Origin of the sequence: Micromonospora sp. MP36, assembly GCF_008119785.1 — a bacterium.
Classification (GTDB): Bacteria; Actinomycetota; Actinomycetes; order Mycobacteriales; family Micromonosporaceae; genus Micromonospora.
The window spans coordinates 55,495-79,657 of sequence record NZ_VSFA01000027.1 but is presented as its reverse complement, the minus strand read 5'-3'; the positions used below and the strand labels follow the sequence as shown (position 1 = coordinate 79,657).

The window sequence follows — 24,163 nt, the reverse complement described above, 5'->3', positions numbered from 1 at the left end:
GCCGGGTCAGCTCGCGCATCAGCCGCAGGTGCTCGGCGCGCTGGGTGTCCAGCAGGTCGTCGGCGGGACGGCCGGTGAGCAGCGCCAGCACCACCTTGGTGTAGAGGACGCTCTGCAGGTACGGCTCCGGCTTCTCGGGCTGTGACAACCACCGCTGGACGTCGGTCACGCCCGCCTGGGTGATCGCGTACCGCTTGCGTTCCGGGCCCTCGCCCGGCTCGACCGAGTCCACCTCGACCAGGCCGCTGCGGAGCAGCCGGGAGAGGGTGGAGTAGACCTGGCCGAAGTGGAGGGGCCGGGCGTGCCCGAACCGCTCGTCGTACGCCCGCTTGAGGTCGTATCCGTGCCGGGGGCTGGACTCCAGCAGCCCGAGGAAGGTGTGCCCGATCGACATGGGCGAGACTATACACACCTGGTATACCTCGTAGGTATACCAGGGTACGCGAACGCGAACGGCGCGGCGCCCCTCAGTAGAGGGACGCCGCGCCGTCGGTCAGCGTGCGATCAGTTGGTGCCGAGCACCGGCGGCGGGGCCGCCTTGCCGTCACCCCAGACCATCTCGTCCTCGGTCAGCCAGGTCAGCCGCTCCTCCGACTCGTCCTCGTCGGAGGTGCCACGCCCGCCCAGGACGCCGTTGCGCCCGGCCATCGCGGGCCGTGCGTTGGTGCCCCGGCCGCCGTTGGCACGACCCTCCGCGTTGACCGTGAGGCCCCGCCCCGAGGCGAGCCGCCCGGTGCCAGCCGCGGACCGGTTCTCGGCCCCGGGCATGCCGCCGACCCTGCCCGTGCCGGGACCCGAGCTGGCCAGCGCGCCGGTGCCTCCGTTCGGGAGTCCGTAGAGCAGGCCCTGACCCCCGCCGCTCGGGACGGTGGTGGGGGCGCTGGCGGTGCTGGTGGGGAGGCCGGGGGCCGTCGGGTTGGTGACCATCTGGCCAGCGCCGGCGAGTGAGGTGCCGGTGGGGTCGACGACGCCGACCGAGCCGATGGTGCCGGGGCTGCCCGCGCCCGGGTGTCCGGTCGGCCCGTCGCCCACCGTGCCGCTGCTCGGGCCCGTGTGGTGGACGCCGGAGGTGGTCGCGGTGGCACCCGCCGTGGGCCCGAAGGTGCCGGAGGTCGGGCCGGCGGAGGGGGTGCCCACCGACGGGCCGTTCTTCAGCGTCGGGTTGGTCGGGTCGCCGTCACCCGGCAGGCTCGGGTCGGGCGGCTCCGGCACGACGATCCGGCCGTACGCGGAGAAGTCGTAGCCCTCGGCGAGGTTGGCGACCACCTGCACCATCCGCTGATGGGCCTTCTCCTGCTCCTCCTTGTCCTGCTGGTGACCGACGATGCCGCCGATCACCGCACCCGGGAGCCCGCCGACCAGGAACCCCTTGCCGGCGCCGGAGAGCAGCTTGTCGTTGTCGTCCGTCTCCTCCGGGCTCTCCGCCTTCGTCTGGGCGGTCCGCAGCTCGCTGGCCATCATGTCGAGCGCCTGCCGGATGTCGGCCATGCCCTGGGCCAGGTTGCCGGAGTAGCCGACGACCAGGTTCAGCCGGCGGTGGAACTCCCGGGCGGCGTCGCCCGTCCAGGTCTTGGCCAGCGCGTCCAGGTCATCGGTCAGGTCGCGGCCGAGGCCCTCCAGGGTGTCCTTCAGCGAGCTCCACTGGGCGCTGAGCCCGTCGACCTGCTTCGGGTCGCCCGAGGTGACGCCCTGGTAGAGCTCCTTGTGGCTGACGTGCTGGTAGCGCTGGACGTACTCAGACACGCGGATCCTCCCCCTTCGTCGGCTTCATCGCCGCGTCCAGGCCGGAGAGGGCGGCGACGATGTCGGCCGCGGCGGCGGCGTTGCGTGCCTCGGCGGTCTTGTAGTTGGTCATGATCGCCTTGGTCGCCTTCTGGGCGGCCTCGATCGCTCCGCGCAGCCGCTCGACGTGGTTGGCGAAGCTGGTCTGCGTCTCGGAGTAGCGACGGGCGTTGTCGGTCGCGTCGGTGAAGGTGCCCAGCTCGGGCGGCCGGCACTGCATCTCCGTGTTGAGCTTCTTCAGCACCGACTCGGCCTCGCTGAGTCGCCGCCCCAGTCGCTGGTGAAAGTCCTCCAGTGAAAGCACGTCCACTGTCGTGCGCCCGGTCATGGCTGCATCCCCGTAGTCCTCGTCGATAACCGTTGGCCACGCTCAGGTTAGTCGACCCGGCCCAGCCGGGGCGACCCGTGGCCGCCACTGTTCCACATCGGACGGCGCTCGGCGTCAGCCGCCCTGGGCCGGGCCCGCCCCCGACTGCTGGTCGCCGCCCGCCTTGTTCGTCGCGGAACCGCTCGGGGCGGCGCCGGGATCGAAGTGGGCCAGCGCGTCGCTCCGCGCCAACGTCGGCCCGGTCGGCACCAGCGCCAGCAGGGACGCGGGCACCGCCAGCGGCGTCACGTCGCCGTAGCCGAGCGCGGCCTTCGCGTTGGGCCCGAGCGGGTAGCGGACGCCCTGCGCGGTGATCAGGTAGACCGTGGCACCGGTCGCCGGCTTCCCGCTCTCCCCGGCCGTGGGCTGCACCAGCACGCCCTTGCCGCCCGGCAGCAGCACGCTCTCGGCGGTCCGCACGGCGTCCCGGGAGGTCTGCCGGGCGGGCACCCCGGCCGCCGCGCTCAGCTCGGCCGGCGGCTGGTCGAAGGCCTCCAGCGTGGTGACCGGCGGCAGGCCGGGCGCCCCGGCCCGGTAGCTGGCGCACAGCACCGTCCGGCCGGCGCGGACCTCGTGCAGGGTGGGCAGCTTGTCCGGCAGCCCCTCGGGCTCCAGCCGTTGATCGGTGAGGAGCTGGCCGGCCTGGTCCGGTGTGATGTCGGTGATCTGTCCGCCGCCGCCGAGCAGCAGCAGCGCGGTCACCTCCTTGATCGCCACCAGCCCCTGCTTCGTCAGCACGTAGTGGTTCCCCGCGGCCCGGTAGACCTGGCCGACCTTGGCCGGCCGGTCACCCACCGTCAGGCCGCTTGAGCTGCCGTCGCCGTCGATGGTCGGCTTGCGCAGCGCCGGCCCGACCGGCACCGCGTTGAGCAGCTGCTGCCCCACCGTGAGGGTGGCGGCTCCGGCCATCTTCAACGCGACCAGCGCCTGCTCGTCGCCGACCACCCGCAGCCGGGAGCCGCCGGTGAGCAGGTACCGCGCGTCGTTCACCCGGACCAGGACCGCCCGGTCGGTGAGCGGGGTGCCACCCGGCAGGGGCCGGTCGATCACCAGGCGGGTGGTGGAGCGCTGCGGGTCGGCCGGGTCGGGCACGTCGCAGACCGACCAGGGGAGGCCGACCAGCGACTTGCGGTCTGGCACGTCGTCCGGGGCGCCCACGATGCCGACCGCGCGGCCCCGCGGGCGCTCCTTGATCGACGCCTGGGACATGGTGCGGACCGTCGGGTCGGCCTCGTCGAGGATGAGCCGGGCGGAGGCGTAGTTGAGCGTCGGGTGCAGCACCCCGTCGGTGAAGACGTACGTGGCGCCGGTCTCCCGCTCGATCACCAGCGTGTTCGACTCCAGCGGCGCGGCGTTGCCGGTGAGCTGCCCGTACGCGCCCGCGCCGCCGAGCACGACGGCGGCGGCGATGACGCTGCCGAACACCGCCATGCCGAGCCGGCGCATCGGCAGGTCGTTGGTCTCCGGGTCGCCGGAGAGTAGCGCCGAGACGATGCGGCGGGTGACGAAGCGGTACGCCTGCACCTGATCGCGGCGGGTCCGCATGACTAACCTCCGGCAGGGGTGGGTCCGCGGCGATCGGGTCCAGAACTCCGCCGCGGGCTTCCCTACGATAAGGGGCCGTCGGCGGTTCACCGGGACCCCCGCCCGTCCTCCGGCGACGCACCGCCGGGGCGGAAGCCCAGGATGTCCAGAAGGGACGCTTACCGATGACGCAGGTCCAGGCGCCACCCGGTCGTACGGCCACCGCCCCCGCCACCCCGGCGGACCGCCCGGTAACCCCGGCCGACCAGCGCCGGCGTGGCCGGCTCGGCCCGGTCGTCGTCGGCCAGCTCGTGGTGCTGGAGTGCGCCGCGCTGGCCGTCTGGTTCGCCACCGGCGGGCCGGCCTGGCTCCTCGCCCTGGTCGCCGTACTGGCCGTGCTGTCCGTCGTCGTCGCGTTCGCCCGCCGGGGCGGCCGCTGGTGGTACGAGGACCTGACGCTCCGCCGCCGGCTGCGCCGCCGCCGGGGCCGGGCCCGGGGCGCGGTGCCGTCCGGCGACCCGCGGCTGGCCGCGCTCGCCCCGGAGCTGACGGTCGTCGAGCTGACCGACCGCGGCACCCGGCTCGGCATCGGCCAGGACGACCGGGGCTGGTTCGCCGCGGTCGCGCTGACCGGCCGGCCCGGCGCGCCCGCCGGGTCCGTCGAGGCGGCGACCGTGGACCGCGCCCTCGCGGTGCTCGCCGACTTCACCGGGCCGGTCACCCAGACCCAGGTCGTCTCGCACACCCTGGTCTGGTATCCCGCGCCGGGAGCTCCGCCGGCGGCGCACCGCACGGTCTGGGTGGCGCTGCGCCTCTCCGTCTCCGACGCCCGCGCCGAGACGGTGAGCCGGGGCGGCGGTATGCGCGGGGTGCACCGTACCGTCGCGGCCGGGATCGGCCGGCTCGGCAAGGCGCTGAACGCCGCGGGCCTCGGCCACCGGGTGCTCAGCCGGGACGAGCTGCACACGGCGGTGGTCTCCGGCGCCGGGCTCGACCTGGCCCCGGAGGCGCCGGTGGAGAGCTGGACGAGCCTGCGCGGCGGCGGCTGGACCCAGCGCTGCCTGGCCCTGCGGGTCCGCCCCAACGGATCGCTGGGCGCGCTGGTGGACGCGGTCACCGCCACCTCCGCGCCGTCGCACACGGTCGCGGCGGTGGTGCTGCCGAGCGGCCGCCGGGTGCCCCCGCTGCTGCGGGTGGCGGCGATGGACGGCCACGCCGAGGCGCTGGTGAAGGTGGTCCGGGACGTCGCCAAGCGCAGCGGCGTGCCGGCCCGCCCGCTGGACGGGCAGCACGGTCCTGGCGTCTACGCCACCGCCCCGGTCGCCACCGTGATGGGCACGGTCACGGTCGAAGGTTGACGATCCAGCCGTAGAGGCCGCAGACCCAGGCGGCCAGCGGCACCACGGCGACGATCAGCAGGATCTCGACGATGTCGAGGAGACGTCCCCAGACCGGCGAGATCCGCTTGCCCGCCACGCTGAGGCCGTAGATCAGGCTGATCACCACGGTCAGCAGCAGCCCGCCCAGGATCGGCCCCAGCCGGACCGACAGCGACCCGGCGCCGAAGGTGGCTGCCGCGGCCAACCCCAGACCCACGGTGCCGGTGAGCAGCACCGGGGTGCGCTGCGCCCGGCCGATGAACGGGCGGGCCCGCAGCAGCGAGAGCAGGGCCAGAACCAGGCAGAGCAGCACCGCCGGCAGCCGGCCGTTGCCGGCGAGCACCACCTGACCGCCGAGCACCAGCACCGAGACCGTCCAGAGCAGGCCGGTGAGGAACGCGTCGGCGCGTTCGCTGTTGCGCAGCACCTGCGGGCCCTCGACGGACTCGGTGTCGGTCTTCAGGTCGTCGGGGCCGGTCGGGATCGACGGCACCGGCAGCCGGGCCAGCCGGTAGGCGATCATCGGCAGCGCCGGCAGGGCGGCGAACGCGACGGTCGCCACCACCGCCGCGGCGGCCGCCGGGCCGATGCCGAAGGCCAGGCAGAGCGCCGCGCCGAAGCCGACGGCCACGCCCACCGCGACCGCGCCGAGGAACAGCGGCAGCCGGTCGCCGACGGCCAGCGCGGCCACCGCGGCGAACAGGACCGCGGCGGTCGCGGCCAGCAGCACGTGCGGGCTGGCCAGGTCGGCCAGCTTGCGGTCGCCGGCGAGCACCAGCAGGCCGCCGATCGCCGCGTAGCCGAGGCCGCCCATGGCCAGCACAGCGCCGGTGCGGCTGTCGCCGGCCGCCCGGGACAGCACCGCGGAGCTCACCAGCAGGGCGATCGCCACCACCAGCGCGGCCAGCGCGCCGGGTAGCTGCGGCGGCCCGGCGAACAGCGCCGCCGCCGCGCCGGCCGTCAGCGCGGCCCCGGCGAAGAGCACCGCGAACGAGCGGGTGGTGCCGACCTGCCAGGTGCCGGGGCGCTGGTTGGTGGCCGTGGCGACGGCGTCCACCACGTCGTCGAAGACGATCTCGGGCGCGGCGGCGGTCCGGGGGTTGAAGTAGAGCACCTCGCCGTCCCGCACGCCGAGCTGCGCGGCGGTACGGCCGCCGTCCAGCGGCTGCCCACCGAGCCGGGACAGGCTCCACCCACCGTGCCGCACGCCCTCGTCGGCGAGGTCCTCACCGGCGTACCGCAGCAGCGTGGGCAGCAGGTCAGCCAACGGGACGTCCGACGGCAACGCCAGGTCCATCCTGGTGCGCGGCGCCACGATGGTGATCCGGCTCAGCCCGCCGGTTGCGGTCTTCGTCGCCACTCTGGCCTCCTCGTGCTCGCCTACGATCCACCTCGGCCGGCGGGCGTCCCCCGACACGGGTCCACGGCGCCTCCGGGAGATTACCTACGATGGCGGTCGCACAGGTTGCCCACCCGACGACTCGGGTCGTGGCAGACCACGATCAGGGCCGCTTCTGGGGAGGAGACGCCGTGAGCACGGTGGTGTTCCGCCGACTTCCGCGTCAACCGGGGCCCGCGCTGCCGCGCGGGGAGGTGCTGCTGGAGTCTCCGCCCGAGCTGCCCGAGCAGCAGTCGAAGGGCATGGGGCAGGTGCTGATGATCCTGCCGATGCTCTGTGGCGTCGGCGCGATGGCCTTCCTCTACGCCGGTCGCGGCGGCGGCATGATGACGTACGTGGCCGGTGGCCTCTTCGGCGTCTCCATGCTGGGCATGGCGATCGGCACGCTGGGTAACGGCGGCAACGACAAGGCGGAGCTGAACGCCCAGCGGCGCGACTACATGCGCTACCTGGCCCAGATGCGCAAGCGCACCCGGCGGGCCGCCGAGCAGCAGCGCTCCGCGATGACCTGGCGGCACCCGGAGCCGGACGCGCTCTGGTCGATCGCCGCCTCCCGCCGACTCTGGGAGCGGCGGATCACCGAGGACGACTTCGGTGAGGCCCGGATCGCGCTCGGCCCGCAGCGGCTGGCGGTGGAGATCGTGCCGCCGGAGACCAAGCCGGTGGAGGACCTGGAGCCGATGAGCGCGATCGCGCTGCGCCGGTTCGTCCGGGCCCACTCCAGCGTGCCGGACCTGCCCACCGCGCTCTCGCTGCGCGCGTTCAGCCGGATCGTGCTGCGCGGCGACCGGGAGTCGGTGCTCGACCTGACCCGGGCCGCCCTGGGCCAACTGGTCACCTTCCACGCCCCGGAGGACCTGATCGTCGCGGTGGTGGCCGCAGCCGACCGGCAGCCGGTGTGGGACTGGGTGAAGTGGCTGCCGCACGCCCAGCACCCGGGGCGTACGGACGCGGCGGGCGCGCGCCGGATGGTCTTCGCCAGTCTCGCCGAGGCGGAGGCGGCGCTCGCCAACGAGCTGGGCGGCCGGCCCCGGTTCGCCCCGGAGGCGAAGCCGCTCACCACCGCCCCGCACGTGGTGGTGGTGCTCGACGGCGGCGAGGTCGCGCCGACCTGCGCGCTGATGGGTCCGGGCCTGCTCGGCGCCACGGTCATCGACCTCTCCGGCACGGTGCCCCGGGACGCCGGCCGCTGGCTGCTCTGCCTCGACGCCGGCGACGGCAGCGGGCTGGACCTGGTCCGGGGCACCACGACCTCCCGGCTCGGCCGGCCGGACCGGCTCAGCATGACGGCCGCCGAGGGGCTGGCCCGGCAGATCGCCCCCTACCGGCTCTCCCAGCAGCAGGGCGCCAGCACCGAGGAGCCGCTGGCCCGCAGCATGGAGCTGCCGGACCTGCTCGGCGTCGGCGACGCGGCGGCGGTGGACGTGCAGCAGACCTGGCGGCCGCGCAGCCACCGCGACCGGCTGCGTATCCCCCTCGGCCTCGGGCCGGACGGCAACGTGGTGGAGCTGGACTTCAAGGAGTCCGCGCACGAGGGCATGGGCCCGCACGGTCTGGTCATCGGCGCGACCGGCTCCGGCAAGAGCGAGCTGCTGCGGACGGTGGTGGCGGCGTTGGCCGTGACGCACTCGTCCGAGGAGCTCAACTTCGTCCTGGTCGACTTCAAGGGTGGTGCCACCTTCGCCTCGCTGGACGCGTTGCCGCACACCAGCGCGGTGATCACCAACCTCTCCGACGAGCTGCCGCTGGTCGACCGGATGCGGGACGCCCTGGCCGGCGAGATGAACCGCCGCCAGGAGGTGCTCCGGGCGGCCGGCAACTACGTCTCCCGGTACGACTACGAGAAGGCCCGGGCGGCCGGCGAGCCGCTGGAGCCGATGCCCAGCCTGCTGATCATCTGTGACGAGTTCAGCGAGCTGCTCGCCGCCAAGCCGGACTTCATCGACCTGTTCGTCATGATCGGCCGGCTCGGCCGGTCGTTGGGCGTGCACCTCCTGCTGGCCTCGCAGCGGCTGGAGGAGGGGAAGCTGCGCGGTCTGGACACCCACCTGTCGTACCGGATCGGTCTGCGTACCTTCTCGGCCGTGGAGAGCCGCATCGTGCTCGGCGTGCCCGACGCGTACGAGCTGCCGAGCGCGCCCGGTCACGGCTACCTCAAGACCGACACCAGCACGATGCTCCGGTTCCGGGCGGCGTACGTCTCCGGGCCGTACCGGGCGCCGGGGCAGGTGCAGCGGTCCACCCGGGCGCAGGTGCAACGCCGGATCGTCCCGTACGGCATCGACTACGTGCCGGCGCCGGCGCTGCCGAGCCCGGCGGAGACCGCCCCGGAGCCGGAGCAGGCGGCCGACGGCAAGGCGGTGGCCATGCTGGACGTGCTGATCGACCGGCTCAAGGGGCGGGGGCGCCCGGCGCACCAGGTCTGGCTGCCGCCGCTGGCCGAGCCGCCCGGCCTGGCCGAGCTGCTGCCGCCGTTGAGCGTGCACCCGACGTTCGGCCTGACCACCGCCAACTGGCCGGGGCGCGGCCGGCTCGCCGTGCCGGTCGGCATCGTCGACCGCCCGTACGAGCAGCGGCGCGACCCGATGATGGTCGATCTGTCCGGCGCGGGCGGCAACGTGGTGATCGTCGGTGCCTCGCTGAGCGGCAAGAGCACCATGCTGCGGTCGATGCTCGCCTCGCTGGCGCTCACCCATACCCCGCGCGAGGTGCAGTTCTTCTGCCTCGACTTCGGCGGTGGCGCGCTGCGCAGCCTGGAGCGGCTGCCGCACATGTCCGGGGTGGCCGGGCGGCGGGACACCGAGGCGGTCCGGCGGACCGTGGCCGAGGTGGTCGCGGTCATCGACGACCGGGAGCTCCGCTTCACCCAGCACGGCATCGACTCGATGGCCAGCTACCGTCGCCGCCGGGCGGCCGGGGAGTTCGCCGACGACCCGTTCGGCGACATCTTCCTGGTGGTCGACGGCTGGAACACGCTGCGCCAGGAATACGAGGAGCTGGAGCAGACCATCACCAACCTGGCCAACCGGGGGCTGGGTTTCGGCGTACACGTGGTCGTCACGGCCGTGCGGTGGGCGGAGATCCGGATCAACATGCGGGATCTGCTCGGTACGAAGCTGGAGCTGCGGCTCGGCGACCCGGCCGAGTCGGAGATCGACCGGCGGGCCGCGCAGAACGTGCCGGTCGGCACCCCCGGCCGCGGTCTGACCCACGACAAGCTGCACTTCCTCACCGGGGTCTCGCGGATCGACGGCAAGCGCGACATCGAGGACCTGACCGAGGCGTCTGTCGCCCTGGCCGGGCACGTCGCGGCGAACTGGTCGGGCCGCCCGGCGCCGAAGGTACGGCTGCTGCCGCGCAAGCTGCCGGTCACCGAGCTGGCGAAGGTCATCGACCGGTCGGTCCCGGGCATCCCGATCGGCGTCAACGAGTCCGCGCTCGCCCCGGTCTACCTGGACCTGGCCGGCGAGCCGCACCTGACCGTGTTCGGCGACGCCGAGTGCGGCAAGACCAACCTGCTGCGGCTGATCGCCCGGGGCATCGCCGAGCGGTACACCCCGGCCCAGGCCCGGCTGGTCATCGCCGACTACCGCCGCGGCCTGCTGGGCGCGGTGGAGGGCGACCACCTGCTCGACTACGCGCCGTCCAACCAGGTGTTCAGCCAGGGGTTGGGCTCGATCCGCAGCGCACTGCAGAACCGGCTGCCCGGCCCGGACGTGACCACCGCCCAGCTGCGTGACCGGAGCTGGTGGCAGGGTCCCGACCTCTACATCCTGGTGGACGACTACGACCTGGTCGCCTCCGGCGGCAGCAACCCGCTCAGCGCGCTGCACGAGCTGCTGCCGCAGGCCCGGGACATCGGCCTGCACCTGATCATCACCCGCCGGGTGGGCGGTGTGGCGCGCGCCCTCTACGAGCCGGTGCTGCAACGCCTGCGCGAGCTGGACTCGCCGGGCCTGCTGATGTCCGGCAGCCGGGAGGAGGGCGCCGTCTTCGGCAACCTGCGGCCGAGCCCGCAGCCGCCGGGCCGGGGCACCCTGGTCCGCCGCCGGGACGGCCAGCAGCTGATCCAGACCGCCTGGACGGAGCCGGCCTAGGGTCGGGCGCCAGGCATCGTTCCGATAGCGTCGGCCCGACCGTCGCGTAGGCAGAGAGGGACCGTGGTGAGCACCTCGTGGGGTTACGGCGGCGCCGGTGGCGCCGTGGAGAACTTGTTGCGCCAGGCGCAGGAGCAGCAGCGCCGACTGGCCGAGTACCAGCAGCAGCGGGCCGATCTGCGGGTGACCGGGGAGAGCCCGGACGGGCTGGTCCGGGTGACGGTGGACGGCGACATGAAGGTCGGCGACATCGACCTCAACGCGCGGGCGATGCGGCTGGACAGCTACACGCTGGCCGAGTCGCTCCAGGCCGCCATCGACGCGGCGTACGCGGCCTACGCCGAGCGTCAGCAGGAGCTGATGAGCGAGGTGCTGGGCGGCTCGGACCTGGTCCGCCAGGCTCAGGCCGGCACCCTGAACCCGCAGGACTGGTTCCGCCAGTTCGGCGTGGACCTGAGCGACCCGACCCGCGGCCTGCGCCGCTGACCAGGGGGGAGGACCGATGGCGAACAAGGTCGACGTCGACGCGATCCGCAAGGCGAGCCAGAAGCTCGACGCTCCGGACGGCCCGATCCAGTATCTGCGCAACGTGCAGACGCTGCTGGAGAGCGTGAAGCTGCCCGACGGCGCGCTGACCATCTTCGGCGGCGCGACCGTGCAGGCGCACAACGCCTCGGTCGACGGCCACCTCAACAACGTCAAGACCGGCATCGAGCACCTGCACAAGGCGGCCGAGCAGCTGGAGCAGACCGCGAAGAACTGGGAGAAGTCGGATCAGCCCTGGGTGGTCAAGTGACCTGCCTGGTGTGTGACGGGGGGAACAGCTGATGTCGGAGATCCTGATCGCGAACGCCGCCGGCACGGTGACCGGCACCCACACGGTCGCCGCGGCGACGGCGCCGGTGCGGGGGCTTCTCCCGGCGGCGCGGGCCAACTGGATGTGGCTGGTCTTCGCCGGGGTGCTGGGGGCGGCGATCGCCTACCTGGAGACGTTCGACAACGACGAGGTCAACAAGTCCATCAAGGAGTGGGGCGACGCGGCGCGCCTGCTCGGTGGGGACCAGTTCGGCGCGGCGCTGGAGCAGGTCCCGCCGTCGGACACCGAGTGGGACTTCGACGACCGGGACGCGTTCGACCTCTTCCTGCGCAAGCTGGGGGCGGAGATCAACTCCCTGGCCGAGGCGTTCAACGCCAACAAGGACACCCTCACCTCCGCCCGGGACGCCTTCAACGACGCGGTGAACGCGCTGGTCGACGCGCTCATCCCGATCCTGATCGCGGTGATCGCGTCGGTCGTCCTCCAGGCGTTCCCGCCCACCGCGCCCATCGCCGAGGCGATCGGGGTGGCGGGGATGGTCGCGAGCGCGGCCATCCTGGCGCTGGTCTTCGGTGACATCAGCACGCTCTTCTCCGCCATCATGGCCGGCTTCCAGGGCAACGACCGGTTCGCGTTCGTGTCGGACTCCCGCCCGGGCTGGGCGCCCACGGGTTCGGACCCGGACATCAAGGACATCAAGATCGACTGGGTCAAGGACACCAAGTTCTACCAGTGACAGGAAGGGGGCCGAGGTGACCAGAGTGCTCTGGTGGCTCTTCGTGTACTTCCTGGTGACCGTGCCGGCCTTCATCGGGCTGGCGCTGGTCGCCCAGCTGTCCCACGCCGTGTGGGCGAAGCGGGCCAGCGAGGTGGCGCTGATCACGGGGGGTGCCGCGCTGATCCCGGTGGTGCTCGACCGGGCGGTCGACCGGCCGGTGCTCTGGCCGGTGGTGGTGCTGCTGGCGGTCGTCGTGATCGTGGGTGTAATGATGCACGTCAAGTCGTATCGCCGGCCGTCCTGAGGCCGGTGCGGACCGGAAGGGGGTCGTCCGTCCATATGGCACAGTCCGTCCGGTAATGCGTTGTGGATCCTGGCTTGCCGGGAGACGACGATACGGAGACAGGGCTGCGCGGGTTGGACGTCGTCCGCTACGGTTCGGTTGAAGTGTCCGTCGGTGGGGTGTGTACGCCTTGCCGCGGGGGAGGGGCGCGGCGGATCCGCCGCCACGAAAGATGACGGAAGGGTGTGAAGCATGGCGTTCGAGGTCAGTGCAGCGACTCTGCACCAAGCCGCGAGTGACGTGCGGTCCACGCGCAGCGACGTCGACGGCGAGCTCAAGAAGCTGTGGAATGTTGTCGACGACCTGGCGATGGCCTGGAAGGGCCAGGCGTCCTCGGGTTTCCAGAACCTGATGACGCGCTGGAACGAGGACACGAACAAGCTGCTGACCGCGATGGACAACATCGCCGACCTGCTCGACAAGTCGGGTACGACGCACCAGGTCAACGACGAAGAGCAGCAGCAGATGCTGGACAAGTTCCACGCTGCTCTCAACCCGTGATCCGCGTAGTAGCCAGGTAGAGGAGGAACGATGAGCATCAAGGTCGACTACGCCGTCCTCGAGAGCAGCAACCAGCAGATGCAGGCGATCTCGCGGACCATCGACGAGAAGCTGGACACGCTGCGCTCGATGCTGACCAAGCTCGAGTGGGAGGGCCAGGACCGCGTCGCGTACCAGCAGCACCAGGCTCAGTGGGACGCCGCCGTGCGGGACATCAACAAGGTCCTGAACGACATCGGCAACGCGGTCGGCATCGCCCGCGAGAACTACATGACCACCGAGATGAGCAACTCCAAGGTCTGGGGCAACTGACCGACCGACCCCACTGCGGCTCCGCTCCGGCTCTGCCGGGGTCGGAGCCGCAGTGCTTTTCCGTGCCGCCAGGGGCGCGCTGGGCGCCGCAGGCGCGTCAGGCGGTATCCCGGGGTGGGACAGGCGAACTCAGGCGTCCTGCGGGGCGGTGCGGCGTCCGGGGCGCCAGCCGCGCCGACGGCCCCGGATCAGGATCGGCCGGAGCGCCAGCAGGGCGCCGGCCAGCCCGCCGCCGATCGCGCCCGCCCAGATGGCCACGGTCCGCTGCCAGGCCAGCGGGTCGGCCGGCGGGGCTGGCGCGGGCATGGCGCCGAGCGGCGGGTCGGTCCGGCTGCCCAGCAGGCTGGTCACCGCCCGGTACGGGTTGACCATCCCGTACCCGACCTCGGCGTTGTGCCCGTCCGGCGGGTTGTCGGCCGTCCGGGTCAGCCGGTAGGCGACGTCCTTCGGGTCGAGGTCCGGGTGCGCGGCGCGGACCAGCGCGGCGACGCCCGAGACGTACGCGGTGGCGAAGCTGGTGCCGCCCTGCGGCTCCGCCCGGTAACCCGACCCCTGCGGCGCCGGGCCGACGATCTTCAGCCCCGGCCCGGCGATGTCCACGTAGTCGCCGGTGACCGAGCTGCCGACGTGTCCGCCCGCGTCGTCGATCCCGGCGACGGCGATGACCCCGGGGTACGCGGCCGGGTACCCCGGCTGGTCCTGCTGGTTCTCCTGCCGGTTGCCGGCGGCGGCCACCACGATGACCCCCTTGTCGAGGGCGTAGTCCACGGCGTCCTTGAGCCGGGGGTCGTCCAGGGTCACCAGGGACAGGTTGATCACGTCCGCCTTCTGGTCGACCGCCCACTTGATCGCCTTGCCGATCTCGGCCGGGATCGACTCGTCGAAGGTGCGCTGGTTGTCGGCCAGTACCCGGATCGGCAGGATCTTCGCCTCCGGCGCGATCCCGGTGTACGGCGCGCCGGTGCCCTCCTTGCCGGCGATGATGCCGGCCACCATGGTGCCGTGGCCGACGAGGTCGCACTGCCCGTTGAGGTGGACCAGATGGTTGAAGTCCTCGCCGGGCAGCACCCGGCCGCGCAGCAGGGGGTGGCTGGGCGAGACGCCGGAGTCGATGACCGCCACGGTGACGCCCTGGCCCCGGGTGACCCGCCAGGCCGCCTCCGGGTCGAGCCGGTCCAACGCCCAGGGCGCCTCGGTCGGCGCGGGGCCGCCGGGCGGGCCGCACTTCGGGGCCGCCGCGGCGGGCGCGGGCGCCACCAGGGCGCCGCCGAGCAGGGCGGCCGCTCCCGCTCCACAGAGGAAGGACCGGATCCGGTGCCCGGTACGGACGCGCGGTGTCGTCCCGTCCGGCCGCAAGCTGTCGCGCACGCGGTGAGATTACCGTCGCCGTGCCCGTGGCGCGGTGACGGGAGCCGGGCGGGGCGGGTCAGCCCTCGGCGGCGGGCCTGCCGGCCGGCTCTGCGGTGAACAGGGCGAGCAGGGCACCGACCTGCTGATCGGCCTCCGCCGGGTGCCGGAAGTGGCCGCTCGGGTTGATCGTGTACTCGTTGCGCCGGCCGACCCGGGTGCGTCGCAGGTAGCCGCCGGCCTCCAGGTCGGCGACGATGGCCTGGGCGGCCCGCTCGGTCACCCCCACCTCGTCGGCCACGTCACGCAGCCGCGCAGTGGGGTTGCGCGCGATGGCCAGCAGCACGTGCCCGTGGTTGGTGAGGAAGGTCCAGTTCCGGCCGCTCCCGTTCTCGCCCGCTGTCGTCGCCATGGTGGTCATGGTATGGCCCGTCCGGCGGTCAGCGAGCCCGGCGTCGGGCGGGCCACCGGTGGCCGGGCGTCGGGCCGGCCACCGGTCACCGACGACGTATGAAATCCATATCACGTAAATCTTGACGTATCTTGGCTCAGGGTGTGACGGTGGTTCCCGAGGCCGCCTCTGCCGCCGGCCGGGTTGACCAGGCCGTTTTGCGCGAGACCGAGGTGACTGCATTGACGCCGACCACTCCCGAGCAGGCGCTCGCCGAGCTGTCCGCTGGTAACCGTCGCTTCGTCACCGGCGTGCCCCGTCATCCGAACCAGGACGCCGAGCACCGCGCCGCCGTCGCCGACGGCCAGCACCCGTTCGCGGTGATCGTGGGCTGCGCCGATTCGCGGCTCGCCGCCGAGATCATCTTCGACCGTGGCCTGGGTGACCTGTTCGTGGTGCGGACCGCCGGCCACACCGTCGGCCCCGAGGTGCTCGGCAGCGTCGAGTACGCGGTCACCGTGCTGGGCACCCCGCTGGTGGTGGTGCTCGGCCACGACTCGTGCGGCGCCGTGCAGGCCGCCCGCGAGGTGGTCGCCACCGGCACGCCCCCCGCCGGCCACCTCGGCGCGCTGGTGGACGCGGTCGTACCCAGCCTGGCCCGAGCCGCCCGGCAGGGCGTCGAGGACCTCGACGACATCGTCGACATCCACATCGCGCGGACCGTGGAGGCGATGCTGGCCCGGTCCGCCGTGCTCGCCGAGCGGGTGGCGGCCGGACGGTGCGGGGTGGTCGGCATGTCGTATCGGCTCAGCGCGGGCGAGGTGCGGACGGTGGCCGAGGTGAAGGCGGGCGTGACGTTGCCGGTCCCGGCCGCGCCCGCGGGCCCGCCGCCCACCGCGGTCGCCGGTTGAGCCCTACGTGACGACGAGGGGCCGTCCCGCTGGTCGCGGAACGGCCCCCTCGGATTGGTACGGCAGCTACAGCATCGACACGTGTACGTGGTCCGTGTGGTTGGAGGGCCCGCTGTAGGACTTCCACCCGGTCGCCGGGAACCAGATCTGCCGGTTCCAGATCACGTAGTAGACGCCGAGCCGGTCGGCGTTGCGGATCACGAAGGCGGCGAGGTCGTTGCCGTACCTTCGCATGTCGTTGTTGTGCCAGGGGGAGAAGCCGCTGCGCTGCAGGGACCAGTCGCAGGCCCGGCCCTTGGGGTGCTCCCAGGGCCCGCCCGGCCGGTAACAGCCCACGAAACGGTCGAAGCCGGCCCGCTTGACCTCCTTGTACATGTGCAGCGTGCGCGGGGTGATATAGCCCGAGGTGGTCGGGTCCTTCACGCTGCGTGATTCGGGCAGCCAGCCCCCGTCGGCGGTCCGGCCGGGACCGATCCGGGCGACCGGGGAGGTGGCCGAGACCAGGCCACCGGTGAAGCCGCGCCCGCCGACCAGCGCCAGCGCCTTCTCCGCCTCGGCCTTCTCGCGCTTCATCGCGTTGGTCTGCTTCTGCTGCTCGCGGACCTCCGCGTCGAGCGCGATCTTGGCCTGCTCGGCGCGATTCTTCGCGGCGTTGACCGCGGCGAGCTTCTGCGCGTTCATCAGGTTCAGCTCGTCGAGGGCGGAGGCCCGCCGGACGAACGAGTCGGGTGCGTTGCTCTCCAGCAGCATGGCCATCGCGCCTATCCGGCCGGTCCGGTAGGACTGCGCGGCGATCTCGGTCACCTGTGGCCGCAGCGCGTCCAGGTCGGCCTGCGCCGCCCGGATCTCGAGGCCCAGTTGGAGTTGGCGCTGCTTCGACTTGTCCAGCTTCGCCTTGGCTTGCAGGTAGCCGCGGTTGGCCGCGTCGATGACCTCGGTGATGAGCGGCGGATCGTTGTCCTCCTCGTGCCCCGAGGGGGTGGGGGTGTTGGGTGCGGCCAGCGCCGGGGTGGGCCCGGCGACGATGGCGAACGCGGCGAGCACGGCCGCCACGGGTGTCAACCAGCGGCGCAGGGGTGCCGTCAACAGTGTTCCCTTCCGTCGACCGCCGACCGGGTTAGCTGACGGGTTCGGGGCGGAAGTGGCCCCTACCGCTGGCGCGGATTCACCCCAGGTACCTGGTTCCCCGGTTCGCCGTGGGGCGATTGGGCGGTGGCACCGCAGGCGCCGGTGCGCGCCTTCGGCGGTGACCGGCAGTGAGGTTACCCGACGTCCCGGCTGCGGAGCTACGTCCCGAAGCCGACCAACCGCACGTTTTCGTCGTCGCCCTGCGTGACCAGGGTCGCGTTTGAATCGGACGGTCACGCTCCGAAGTGTCACCACGTGGCCTCGGTGCTCCTCTCCGGTCCGGACCGTCCGGCCGCCGCTCCGCCGAGCGCCTCCAGCGCGTCGTGCCGTTCCGCCGGCGGCCGGGACGCCGGCGGGCGGGGCTCGGGGTCCGTCGCGGCGCCGGCCCGTCCGGCGGTGCGGACCACCGCCGCCAGACCGGTGGTCAGCGGTACGGCGGCGATCAGGCCGAGCGTGGCCACCGCGCTACGGACGATCTCCTGGGCCATGAACTCGCTGGTGAGGATCTCGATCACCGGTCGCGAGTCGGCGACCAGCAGGAGCAGCAGCGGCAGCGACGCGCCCGCGTACGCCAGCACGATGGTGTTGACCGTGGAGGCGATGTGGGCGCGGCCCACCCGGGTGGCCGCCCGGTAGAGCTGCATCCGGGACAGCCCCGGGTTCGCGTTCGCCAGCTCGGTGACCGTTGCCGCCTGCGTGACCGTGACGTCGTCCAGCACGCCGAGCGAGCCGATGATGATGCCGGCCAGGAGCAACCCGTGCAGGTCGACGTCCCGCTGGAACATCGACAGCGTGGTGGCGTCCTCGCTGCCGTAGCCGGTCAGGTGGGTGGCCGCGGTGGCCAGGGTGCCGAGGAGACCGGTCAGCACCAGGCTGCCCAGGGTGCCGAGCACCGCCACCGAGGTCTCGGCGGTGATCCCGTGGGTCAGGTAGAGCACCACGAACATGATCAGCGCGGCGCCGACGATCGCCACCAGCAGCGGCGGCTGGCCGGCGCCGATCCCGGGCAGCACGAAGCCGAGCAGCACGGCGAAGCTCGCCACCAGGCCGCCCAGCGCGGCCAGCCCGCGCCAGCGCCCGAACGCCACGATGGCGACGGCGAAGAGCACGGCCAGCCCGACCAGCGGTGTACCGCGCTGGTGCTCGGCGATGTTGTAGCTCTTGACCGTCGGATCGGCCGGGTCCATCAGCTCGACGAGGATGACCTTGTCGCCGACCTCGACCCGTGGGGAGCCGGGGCCGGCCGGGAGGGGTGCCTCGACCTGCCGGCCGGCGTCCGGGCCCTGCTCGGCGGCGACCGTCGCGGTCCCGCAGGGGCCCGTGGACCCGCCGGCGCCATCCTCCGGCGTCGGCGGGCACGGCTCGGTGACCACCCGGGTCACGGTGCCGTGGTAGCGCGGCAGGTTCGCGTCGCCCGCCGGCTCCCGGCTGTCCCGGGGCCAGAGCACCAGCGCGGCGACCACGGTCGCCAGGAACAGTGGCACCACCGTGGCGACCAGGATCCGTCGCACCCGGGGCGGGGCGGGCGGAGCGGGACGGGTGTGGTCGGCGCCCATGGCGAGTCTCCGAACGAGTCACGGCTGGATACGTGTCACCGGGCTGGCCGGCTCACCGGGCCGGCGCTGGCGCCGGCGAGCGAGCGGAGACCGGTCGTCGCCCGGAATGTTAGCCAGGCCGGGAGGCCGCCGCAGCCGATGTGCGATCTCCCTGGTTCCACCCGGCCCGCTCCGCGGCGCCCACTAGCGTGGTTGCCGTGCGAACGGCGACAGCGGTGACGACCGGACCGTGGGTCCGCCTCCTGCTGCTGCTCGGCACCCTGGTCGGGCTGACCGCCATGCACACCCTCGGCCACGGCGCGCACGCCGGCGGGGGCCCGACCGGTCACGCGGTGGGTGGCCACGCCGCCCCGCCGGCTGTGATGGTCGCCACGACCGGCGACTGCCCGGGCGGCGACTGCGGCCACGCCCGGATGCTCCCGCTGGTGGACGCCCACGCCCGGGCGCTTCCGCTGGTGGACGCCCACGCCCGGGCGCTTCCGCTGGTGGACGCCCACGCCCGGGCGCTTCCGCTGGTGGACGCCCACGCCCGGGCGCTCCCGCTGGTGGACGCCCACGCCCGGGCGCTCCCGCTTGGTGAGCTGGGCGGCGACGGGTCCGGCTGGAGCATCTGCTTGGCGGTGCTCGGGGCGTTCGCCGTCACGCTGCTGGTCGCCCTGCTGCTGGGGGCCCGGTCCGGAGCCGGCGGCCCGACCGCGAGTCGGCCGCTCCGTCCCGCCCCGGGACCGCGTGCCCCGCCGCCCCGGCCGTACGGGCTGCGCCTGACGACGGTGTCGGTGCTGCGCAGATAGGACGCCCCGGCGCGGGTGGACCGGAAGACCGGTGCCCCGCGTCTGCCGTCCGCTGCGTACGTTCCGACACCGAAAGGCTTTGCCATGTCCACTCGTACCCTCGCGCGCCGGGCCGCCCTGGCCGGCGCGACCGTCGCTGCGGCGCTCGCCCTGGCCGCCTGCGGCGGCGACCACTCGACCGCCGGGACCGACCACGCCATGCCCGGCGGGACGGCCAGCGGGTCGCCCTCCGCCGGGGCCTCGTTCGGCGACGCGGACGTGATGTTCGCCCAGATGATGATCCTGCACCACCGGCAGGCCGTGGAGATGGCGGAACTGGCCGACGGCCGGGCTGCCGACCCCGAGGTGAAGAAGTTGGCCGCGCAGATCAAGGCGGCCCAGGGGCCGGAGATCGCCACCATGACCGACTGGCTGGCTGCCTGGGGCCGGCCGGCGCCCCCGCCGGGAGCCGGTCACGGCATGCCGGGGATGGACCACGGGATGCCCGGGATGATGTCCGACGGCGACCTGGCGAAGCTCAAGGCGTCGTCCGGGGTCGACTTCGACCGGCAGTTCCTGACCATGATGATCGCCCACCACGAGGGCGCGATCACCATGGCGCGGGAGGAGTTGGCCCGGGGCGCCAACCCGGACGCCAGGGCGCTCGCCCAGCGGATCGCCGACACCCAGCAGGCCGAGATCGACACCATGCGGAAGCTGCTCGACCGGCTCTGAAGCCGGCAGGGCGCGGGGGTCCGGACCATCGGGCCCGGACCCCCGATCGGCCCGATCAGCCGCGCTTCATCAGCCGGCCGACGGCGGCCATCATCTCGGTGGCCATCTCGTCGGCGCGGCCCTCGGCGGCGCCCTCGTGCATGCAGTGCCGGGCGTGTCCGTCGAGCAGGCCCAGACCGACCTTGTCCAGGGCGGCCTGGATGGCGGAGATCTGGGTCAGCACGTCGATGCAGTAGCGGTCGTCCTCGACCATCTTCTCGATGCCGCGAACCTGGCCCTCGATACGGCGGAGCCGCGCGAGGAGCTGGTCCTTGCTGGCGGTGTAGCCCCGGGTCGGGGTCGTCGGTGCGGTCATGCCATCCAGGATAGCGTACCCCTCGGGGGTATGGTACGGTCCTCTTCGTTGGCTGATACCCCCACGGGGTAGCGGTAACAGGAGAGTGGCAGCCGTCTCTCCACCGTATACCCCTGAGGGGTATTCGGTGGAGGCGGCGAGAGGGGAGTTGCGATGGTCACCACCACGTACCAGGTGCAGGGCATGACCTGCGGGCACTGCGTCAACTCGGTCAGCACCGAGGTGAGCGCGATCGCGGGCGTCACCGACGTCCAGGTCGACCTGGCCTCCGGCCAGGTCACCGTCACCAGTGAGAGCCCGTTGGACCTGGACACCGTTCGCGCCGCCGTGGACGAGGCCGGTTACGACCTCGTCGGGGCGTGACGGGTCCCCGGACCCGAAGGAACCGAGGTACCCGATGAACACGACGACGAAGCTGAGCGGCTTCGCCCTCGGCCTCGCGGCGGTGTTCGGCACGGCGTACGGGGTCGGCCACCTGGCCGGCCCCGTCACCCCGGCCGCCGCGACCCGGCACGACGCCACCGACGCCGACCACGGTGACGGAGGTCACGGTGACGCGGGCCACGGGGCCGCTGCCACCGACCACCTGCCCGGCGGGCTGCTCGTCTCCGACCGCGGCTACACCCTGCAACCGGTGACAGCCCCCGCCGGCGAGTTCGCCTTCCGGATCACCGGCCCCGACGGCCGACCGGTCACCCGCTACGACGTGGCGCACGACAAGCGCATGCACCTGATCGTCGCCCGGCGCGACCTCTCCGGCTTCCGGCACGTCCACCCGGAGTTGGCCGCCGACGGCACCTGGCGGGTGGCCTCGCCGCTCGCCGGCCCCGGCGTCTGGCGGGCGTTCGCCGACTTCACCCCGACCGGCGGCGCGCCGTTGACGCTCGGGGTCGACGTCACGGTCCCCGGCACGCTGGCCGACCGGCCGCTGCCGGCACCCGCCGCCAGCACCACCGTCGACGGCTACACCGTCACCCTGAGCGGCACCCCGCAGCCCGGCCGCACCAGCCCGCTCACCCTGAGCGTGAGCCGGGACGGGCGGCCCGTCGCCGACCTCCAGCCCTACCTCGGGGCGTACGGGCACCTGGTGGCGCTGCGGCAGGGCGACCTGGCGTACCTGCACGTGCACCCGGAGGGCGCGCCCGGCGACGGGCGGACCCCGGCCGGGCCGCAGATCAGGTTCGCCGCCGAGGTGCCCTCGGCCGGCACGTACCGCCTCTACCTGGACTTCCGGCACGGCGACGCGGTGCACACCGCGGAATTCACCGTCGTGGCCGGCGACCCGGGCACCCAGGCGACCAGCGCGCCGGCCCCGACCACCACACCGACCCCGGAGGCCGGCCACGGCACCCCGGGCCACGGGCACAATTGACCGGAGGTGCCGCGATGACATCGACCGCCAAGTCCCTACCGGTCGCGCCGAACCAGATCGAACTCGCGATCGGCGGCATGACCTGCGCCTCCTGCGCCGCCCGGATCGAGAAGAAGCTCAACCGGATGGACGGCGTCGAGGCCACGGTCAACTACGCCACCGAGAAGGCCACCGTCCGGTACGCCGACGACGTCACCCCGGACGACCTGATCGCCACGGTGGAGAAGACCGGCTACACCGCCGCCGTGCCGCCGCCGCCCGCCCAGGCCGCGGCCGGGGCGGCCGCCGAGCCCGTGGACGAGCTGCGCGGGCTGCGTACCCGGCTGTGGGTCTCGGTCGCGCTGGCCGTGCCGGTGATCCTGCTCGCCATGGTGCCAGCCTGGCAGTTCACCTACTGGCAGTGGCTGTCGCTGACCCTGGCCGCCCCGGTCGTGGTCTACGGCGGGTTGCCGTTCCACCGGGCCGCCTGGATCAACCTGCGGCACGGCGCGGCGACCATGGACACCCTGGTGTCGCTCGGCACCCTCGCCGCGCTCGGCTGGTCGCTCTGGGCGCTCTTCCTGGGCGACGCTGGGATGCCCGGGATGACCCACCCGTTCCGCTTCGACATCACCCGCGGCGACGGGGCCGGCAACATCTACCTGGAGGCGGCGGCCGGGGTGACCGCCTTCATCCTCGCCGGCCGCTACTTCGAGGCCCGGTCCAAGCGGACCGCCGGTGCCGCCCTGCGCGCCCTGCTGGAGCTGGGTGCCAAGGACGTCGCGGTGCTCCGCGGCGACCGGGAGATCCGGATCCCGGTGGACCAGCTCGCGGTGGGCGACCGGTTCGTGGTCCGGCCCGGCGAGAAGATCGCCACCGACGGCCTCGTCGAGGAGGGCACCTCGGCGGTCGACGCCAGCATGCTCACCGGGGAGTCCGTCCCGGTCGAGGTCGGGCCGGGCGCCACCGTCGTCGGCGCCACCGTCAACGCCGGCGGCCGGCTGGTCGTCCGGGCCACCCGCATCGGCGGGGACACCCAGCTCGCCCAGATGGCGAAGCTGGTGGAGCAGGCGCAGACCGGCAAGGCGGCCGTGCAGCGGCTCGCCGACCGGATCTCCGGGGTCTTCGTGCCGATCGTGATCGCCCTAGCCGTCGGCACGCTGGGCTGGTGGCTCGGCACCGGGTCGGGGACGACGGCCGCGTTCACCGCCGCGGTGGCCGTGCTGATCATCGCCTGCCCGTGCGCCCTCGGCCTGGCCACCCCGACCGCGCTGCTGGTCGGCACCGGGCGGGGCGCCCAGCTCGGCATCCTGATCAAGGGTCCCGAGGTGCTGGAGTCCACCCGCCAGGTCGACACGGTGGTGCTGGACAAGACCGGCACCGTCACCACCGGGAAGATGACCCTGGTCGACGTGCTGCCGGCCGCCGGCCAGGACGCCGACGAGCTGCTCCGGCTGGCCGGCGCGCTGGAGGCGGCCTCCGAGCACCCGATCGCCCGGGCGATCGCCGACGGCGCGGCGGAGGCGGGGCCGGTGCCGCCGGTGACCGGCTTCGCCAACGTCGAAGGGCTCGGCGTGACCGGTTCGGTCGACGGCCGGGACGTGGTCGTCGGGCGGCTCCGGCTGCTGCGGGAGCGCGGTCTCGACGTACCCGAGGCGGTCCTGCGGGCGGCGACCGACGCGGAGGCCGCCGGCCGGACGGCGGTGCTGGCCGGTTGGGACGGCCGGGCCCGGGGTGTGCTCGCGGTGGCCGACGTGGTGAAGCCGACCAGCGCGGCGGCGGTCGCCCGGCTACGCGACCTCGGGCTCACCCCGGTGCTGCTCACCGGCGACAACACCACGGTCGCCCGGGCGGTGGCCGCCGAGGTCGGCATCGACCAGGTGATCGCCGAGGTGCTGCCGGCCGACAAGGTCGACGTGGTGCAGCGGCTCCAGGCCGAGGGGCGGACGGTGGCCATGGTCGGGGACGGCGTCAACGACGCCGCCGCGCTGGCCCAGGCCGACCTCGGGCTGGCCATGGGCACCGGCACCGACGTGGCGATCGAGGCGTCCGACCTGACCCTGGTCCGGGGTGACCTGATGGCCGCCGTGGACGCCATCCGGCTCTCCCGGCGGACCCTCGGCATCATCAAGGGCAACCTGTTCTGGGCGTTCGCCTACAACGTGGCCGCCCTGCCGCTGGCCGCCGCCGGCCTGCTCAACCCGATGATCGCGGGCGCGGCGATGGCCTTCTCGTCGGTGTTCGTGGTGGCGAACAGCCTCCGGCTGCGGCGCTTCCGGCCGGTCGGCTGACCTCCGCACCCGCCGGCGGTCCCGGGCGCGCCCGGGACCGGCCGGCGCCTTGCTCGCCGGGCCGGCCGATCGCCGGCCCGGCGTGCTGC

The 24,163-nt window shown here is 73.5% G+C and carries 24 protein-coding genes and 1 riboswitch; of the genes, 14 read left to right on the top strand and 10 right to left on the bottom strand.

Annotated elements, in window-relative coordinates; genetic code table 11:
* From FXF52_RS19610 to eccB, 4 genes are all read right to left on the bottom strand, one after another.
* The coding region (locus FXF52_RS19610; protein ID WP_148798616.1) for a PadR family transcriptional regulator at window positions 1-394 on the bottom strand (394 nt) is incomplete at its 3' end.
* Window positions 395-504: 110 nt separating this feature from the next.
* Window positions 505-1,743: a WXG100 family type VII secretion target gene (locus FXF52_RS19605; RefSeq protein ID WP_148798614.1), complete on the bottom strand. Its 1,239-nt coding sequence runs from the start codon at window positions 1,741-1,743 to the stop codon at window positions 505-507.
* The gene (locus FXF52_RS19600; protein ID WP_148798612.1) at window positions 1,736-2,110 is read right to left on the bottom strand and encodes a hypothetical protein; all 375 of its coding nucleotides are present in this window, start codon (window positions 2,108-2,110) and stop codon (window positions 1,736-1,738) included. The genes FXF52_RS19605 and FXF52_RS19600 overlap by 8 nt, the downstream gene beginning before the upstream one ends.
* Window positions 2,111-2,224: 114 nt before the next feature.
* Window positions 2,225-3,694, bottom strand: coding sequence for a type VII secretion protein EccB (eccB, locus tag FXF52_RS19595; protein WP_148798610.1), 1,470 nt, complete (start codon window positions 3,692-3,694; stop codon window positions 2,225-2,227).
* A 164-nt stretch (window positions 3,695-3,858) separates the two neighbouring features.
* On the opposite strand from eccB, the gene FXF52_RS19590 reads away from it, so the two are divergent.
* Window positions 3,859-5,031 (top strand): type VII secretion protein EccE, encoded by a 1,173-nt coding sequence (locus tag FXF52_RS19590; protein WP_148798608.1) that lies wholly within the window; start codon window positions 3,859-3,861, stop codon window positions 5,029-5,031.
* Here the strand turns inward: FXF52_RS19590 and eccD are convergent.
* Window positions 5,015-6,412, bottom strand: a complete 1,398-nt coding sequence (gene eccD, locus FXF52_RS19585; RefSeq protein ID WP_148798606.1) for a type VII secretion integral membrane protein EccD — start codon at window positions 6,410-6,412, stop codon at window positions 5,015-5,017. The genes FXF52_RS19590 and eccD overlap by 17 nt on opposite strands.
* Window positions 6,413-6,582: 170 nt before the next feature.
* Here eccD and eccCa point away from each other — a divergent pair, with 170 nt between their 5' ends.
* From eccCa to FXF52_RS19550, 7 genes are all read left to right on the top strand, one after another.
* Window positions 6,583-10,548: a type VII secretion protein EccCa gene (gene eccCa, locus FXF52_RS19580; protein ID WP_148798604.1), complete on the top strand. Its 3,966-nt coding sequence runs from the start codon at window positions 6,583-6,585 to the stop codon at window positions 10,546-10,548.
* A 63-nt stretch (window positions 10,549-10,611) separates the two neighbouring features.
* Window positions 10,612-11,034 carry a YbaB/EbfC family nucleoid-associated protein gene (locus FXF52_RS19575; RefSeq protein WP_255472124.1) on the top strand — a complete coding sequence of 141 codons (423 nt, stop codon included), beginning with the start codon at window positions 10,612-10,614 and terminating at the stop codon, window positions 11,032-11,034.
* 16 nt (window positions 11,035-11,050) lie between these two features.
* Entirely contained in the window at window positions 11,051-11,344 is a 294-nt protein-coding gene (locus FXF52_RS19570) for a hypothetical protein (protein ID WP_148798602.1), read from the top strand.
* A gap of 31 nt (window positions 11,345-11,375) precedes the next feature.
* Window positions 11,376-12,101, top strand: coding sequence for a hypothetical protein (locus FXF52_RS19565; protein ID WP_187413596.1), 726 nt, complete (start codon window positions 11,376-11,378; stop codon window positions 12,099-12,101).
* 16 nt (window positions 12,102-12,117) lie between these two features.
* Entirely contained in the window at window positions 12,118-12,387 is a 270-nt protein-coding gene (locus FXF52_RS19560) for a hypothetical protein (protein WP_148798598.1), read from the top strand.
* Window positions 12,388-12,618: 231 nt separating this feature from the next.
* Entirely contained in the window at window positions 12,619-12,927 is a 309-nt protein-coding gene (locus FXF52_RS19555) for a WXG100 family type VII secretion target (RefSeq protein WP_148798595.1), read from the top strand.
* A 30-nt stretch (window positions 12,928-12,957) separates the two neighbouring features.
* On the top strand, window positions 12,958-13,239 hold the full coding sequence (locus FXF52_RS19550; protein WP_148798593.1) for a WXG100 family type VII secretion target: 282 nt from the start codon (window positions 12,958-12,960) through the stop codon (window positions 13,237-13,239).
* 129 nt (window positions 13,240-13,368) lie between these two features.
* Here the strand turns inward: FXF52_RS19550 and mycP are convergent, their stop codons facing one another.
* Window positions 13,369-14,607 carry a type VII secretion-associated serine protease mycosin gene (mycP, locus tag FXF52_RS19545; RefSeq protein ID WP_255472123.1) on the bottom strand — a complete coding sequence of 413 codons (1,239 nt, stop codon included), beginning with the start codon at window positions 14,605-14,607 and terminating at the stop codon, window positions 13,369-13,371.
* Between the two features lie 58 nt (window positions 14,608-14,665).
* Complete coding sequence (locus tag FXF52_RS19540) at window positions 14,666-15,007, bottom strand: MarR family winged helix-turn-helix transcriptional regulator (RefSeq protein ID WP_148798590.1); 342 nt, start codon at window positions 15,005-15,007, stop codon at window positions 14,666-14,668.
* Between the two features lie 212 nt (window positions 15,008-15,219).
* Here FXF52_RS19540 and FXF52_RS19535 point away from each other — a divergent pair, with 212 nt between their 5' ends.
* Entirely contained in the window at window positions 15,220-15,888 is a 669-nt protein-coding gene (locus FXF52_RS19535; RefSeq protein WP_148798588.1) for a carbonic anhydrase, read from the top strand.
* Between the two features lie 66 nt (window positions 15,889-15,954).
* Here FXF52_RS19535 and FXF52_RS19530 read toward each other — a convergent pair whose 3' ends face one another.
* Together FXF52_RS19530 and FXF52_RS19525 are read right to left on the bottom strand one after the other, a co-directional pair.
* On the bottom strand, window positions 15,955-16,974 hold the full coding sequence (locus tag FXF52_RS19530; protein ID WP_148798586.1) for a hypothetical protein: 1,020 nt from the start codon (window positions 16,972-16,974) through the stop codon (window positions 15,955-15,957).
* 5 nt (window positions 16,975-16,979) lie between these two features.
* A riboswitch (cyclic di-AMP (ydaO/yuaA leader) is annotated at window positions 16,980-17,110 on the bottom strand.
* A 154-nt stretch (window positions 17,111-17,264) separates the two neighbouring features.
* Window positions 17,265-18,572, bottom strand: coding sequence for a YibE/F family protein (locus tag FXF52_RS19525; RefSeq protein WP_148798584.1), 1,308 nt, complete (start codon window positions 18,570-18,572; stop codon window positions 17,265-17,267).
* A gap of 197 nt (window positions 18,573-18,769) precedes the next feature.
* Between FXF52_RS19525 and FXF52_RS19520 the strand changes: the two genes are divergently transcribed.
* Window positions 18,770-19,363, top strand: coding sequence for a hypothetical protein (locus tag FXF52_RS19520; protein WP_148798583.1), 594 nt, complete (start codon window positions 18,770-18,772; stop codon window positions 19,361-19,363).
* 84 nt (window positions 19,364-19,447) lie between these two features.
* Window positions 19,448-20,077 (top strand): DUF305 domain-containing protein, encoded by a 630-nt coding sequence (locus tag FXF52_RS19515; protein WP_148798581.1) that lies wholly within the window; start codon window positions 19,448-19,450, stop codon window positions 20,075-20,077.
* Window positions 20,078-20,132: 55 nt separating this feature from the next.
* On the opposite strand, the gene FXF52_RS19510 is transcribed toward FXF52_RS19515, so the two are convergent.
* Window positions 20,133-20,432, bottom strand: a complete 300-nt coding sequence (locus tag FXF52_RS19510; RefSeq protein WP_046568942.1) for a metal-sensitive transcriptional regulator — start codon at window positions 20,430-20,432, stop codon at window positions 20,133-20,135.
* A gap of 153 nt (window positions 20,433-20,585) precedes the next feature.
* Between FXF52_RS19510 and FXF52_RS19505 the strand changes: the two genes are divergently transcribed.
* From FXF52_RS19505 to FXF52_RS19495, 3 genes are read left to right on the top strand one after another with little or no spacing between them, the layout of a single operon-like run.
* Entirely contained in the window at window positions 20,586-20,795 is a 210-nt protein-coding gene (locus tag FXF52_RS19505) for a heavy-metal-associated domain-containing protein (RefSeq protein ID WP_148798579.1), read from the top strand.
* A 34-nt stretch (window positions 20,796-20,829) separates the two neighbouring features.
* Window positions 20,830-21,804, top strand: a complete 975-nt coding sequence (locus FXF52_RS19500; protein WP_148798577.1) for a hypothetical protein — start codon at window positions 20,830-20,832, stop codon at window positions 21,802-21,804.
* Window positions 21,805-21,818: 14 nt separating this feature from the next.
* Window positions 21,819-24,074: a cation-translocating P-type ATPase gene (locus FXF52_RS19495; protein ID WP_148798575.1), complete on the top strand. Its 2,256-nt coding sequence runs from the start codon at window positions 21,819-21,821 to the stop codon at window positions 24,072-24,074.
* The last annotated feature ends 89 nt before the right edge of the window (window positions 24,075-24,163 follow it).

Bases quoted from the DNA above. Each gene is read 5' to 3' on its own strand.
- FXF52_RS19590 (WP_148798608.1), top strand. From the start codon at position 3,859: ATGACGCAGGTCCAGGCGCCACCCGGTCGTACGGCCACCGCCCCCGCC.
- FXF52_RS19515 (WP_148798581.1), top strand. From the start codon at position 19,448: ATGTCCACTCGTACCCTCGCGCGCCGGGCCGCCCTGGCCGGCGCGACC.
- FXF52_RS19550 (WP_148798593.1), top strand. From the start codon at position 12,958: ATGAGCATCAAGGTCGACTACGCCGTCCTCGAGAGCAGCAACCAGCAG.
- FXF52_RS19600 (WP_148798612.1), bottom strand. From the start codon at position 2,110: ATGACCGGGCGCACGACAGTGGACGTGCTTTCACTGGAGGACTTTCAC.
- FXF52_RS19570 (WP_148798602.1), top strand. From the start codon at position 11,051: ATGGCGAACAAGGTCGACGTCGACGCGATCCGCAAGGCGAGCCAGAAG.
- FXF52_RS19510 (WP_046568942.1), bottom strand. From the start codon at position 20,432: ATGACCGCACCGACGACCCCGACCCGGGGCTACACCGCCAGCAAGGAC.
- FXF52_RS19555 (WP_148798595.1), top strand. From the start codon at position 12,619: ATGGCGTTCGAGGTCAGTGCAGCGACTCTGCACCAAGCCGCGAGTGAC.
- FXF52_RS19495 (WP_148798575.1), top strand. From the start codon at position 21,819: ATGACATCGACCGCCAAGTCCCTACCGGTCGCGCCGAACCAGATCGAA.
- FXF52_RS19565 (WP_187413596.1), top strand. From the start codon at position 11,376: ATGTCGGAGATCCTGATCGCGAACGCCGCCGGCACGGTGACCGGCACC.
- FXF52_RS19500 (WP_148798577.1), top strand. From the start codon at position 20,830: ATGAACACGACGACGAAGCTGAGCGGCTTCGCCCTCGGCCTCGCGGCG.
- FXF52_RS19540 (WP_148798590.1), bottom strand. From the start codon at position 15,007: ATGACCACCATGGCGACGACAGCGGGCGAGAACGGGAGCGGCCGGAAC.
- FXF52_RS19505 (WP_148798579.1), top strand. From the start codon at position 20,586: ATGGTCACCACCACGTACCAGGTGCAGGGCATGACCTGCGGGCACTGC.
- FXF52_RS19525 (WP_148798584.1), bottom strand. From the start codon at position 18,572: ATGGGCGCCGACCACACCCGTCCCGCTCCGCCCGCCCCGCCCCGGGTG.
- eccB (WP_148798610.1), bottom strand. From the start codon at position 3,694: ATGCGGACCCGCCGCGATCAGGTGCAGGCGTACCGCTTCGTCACCCGC.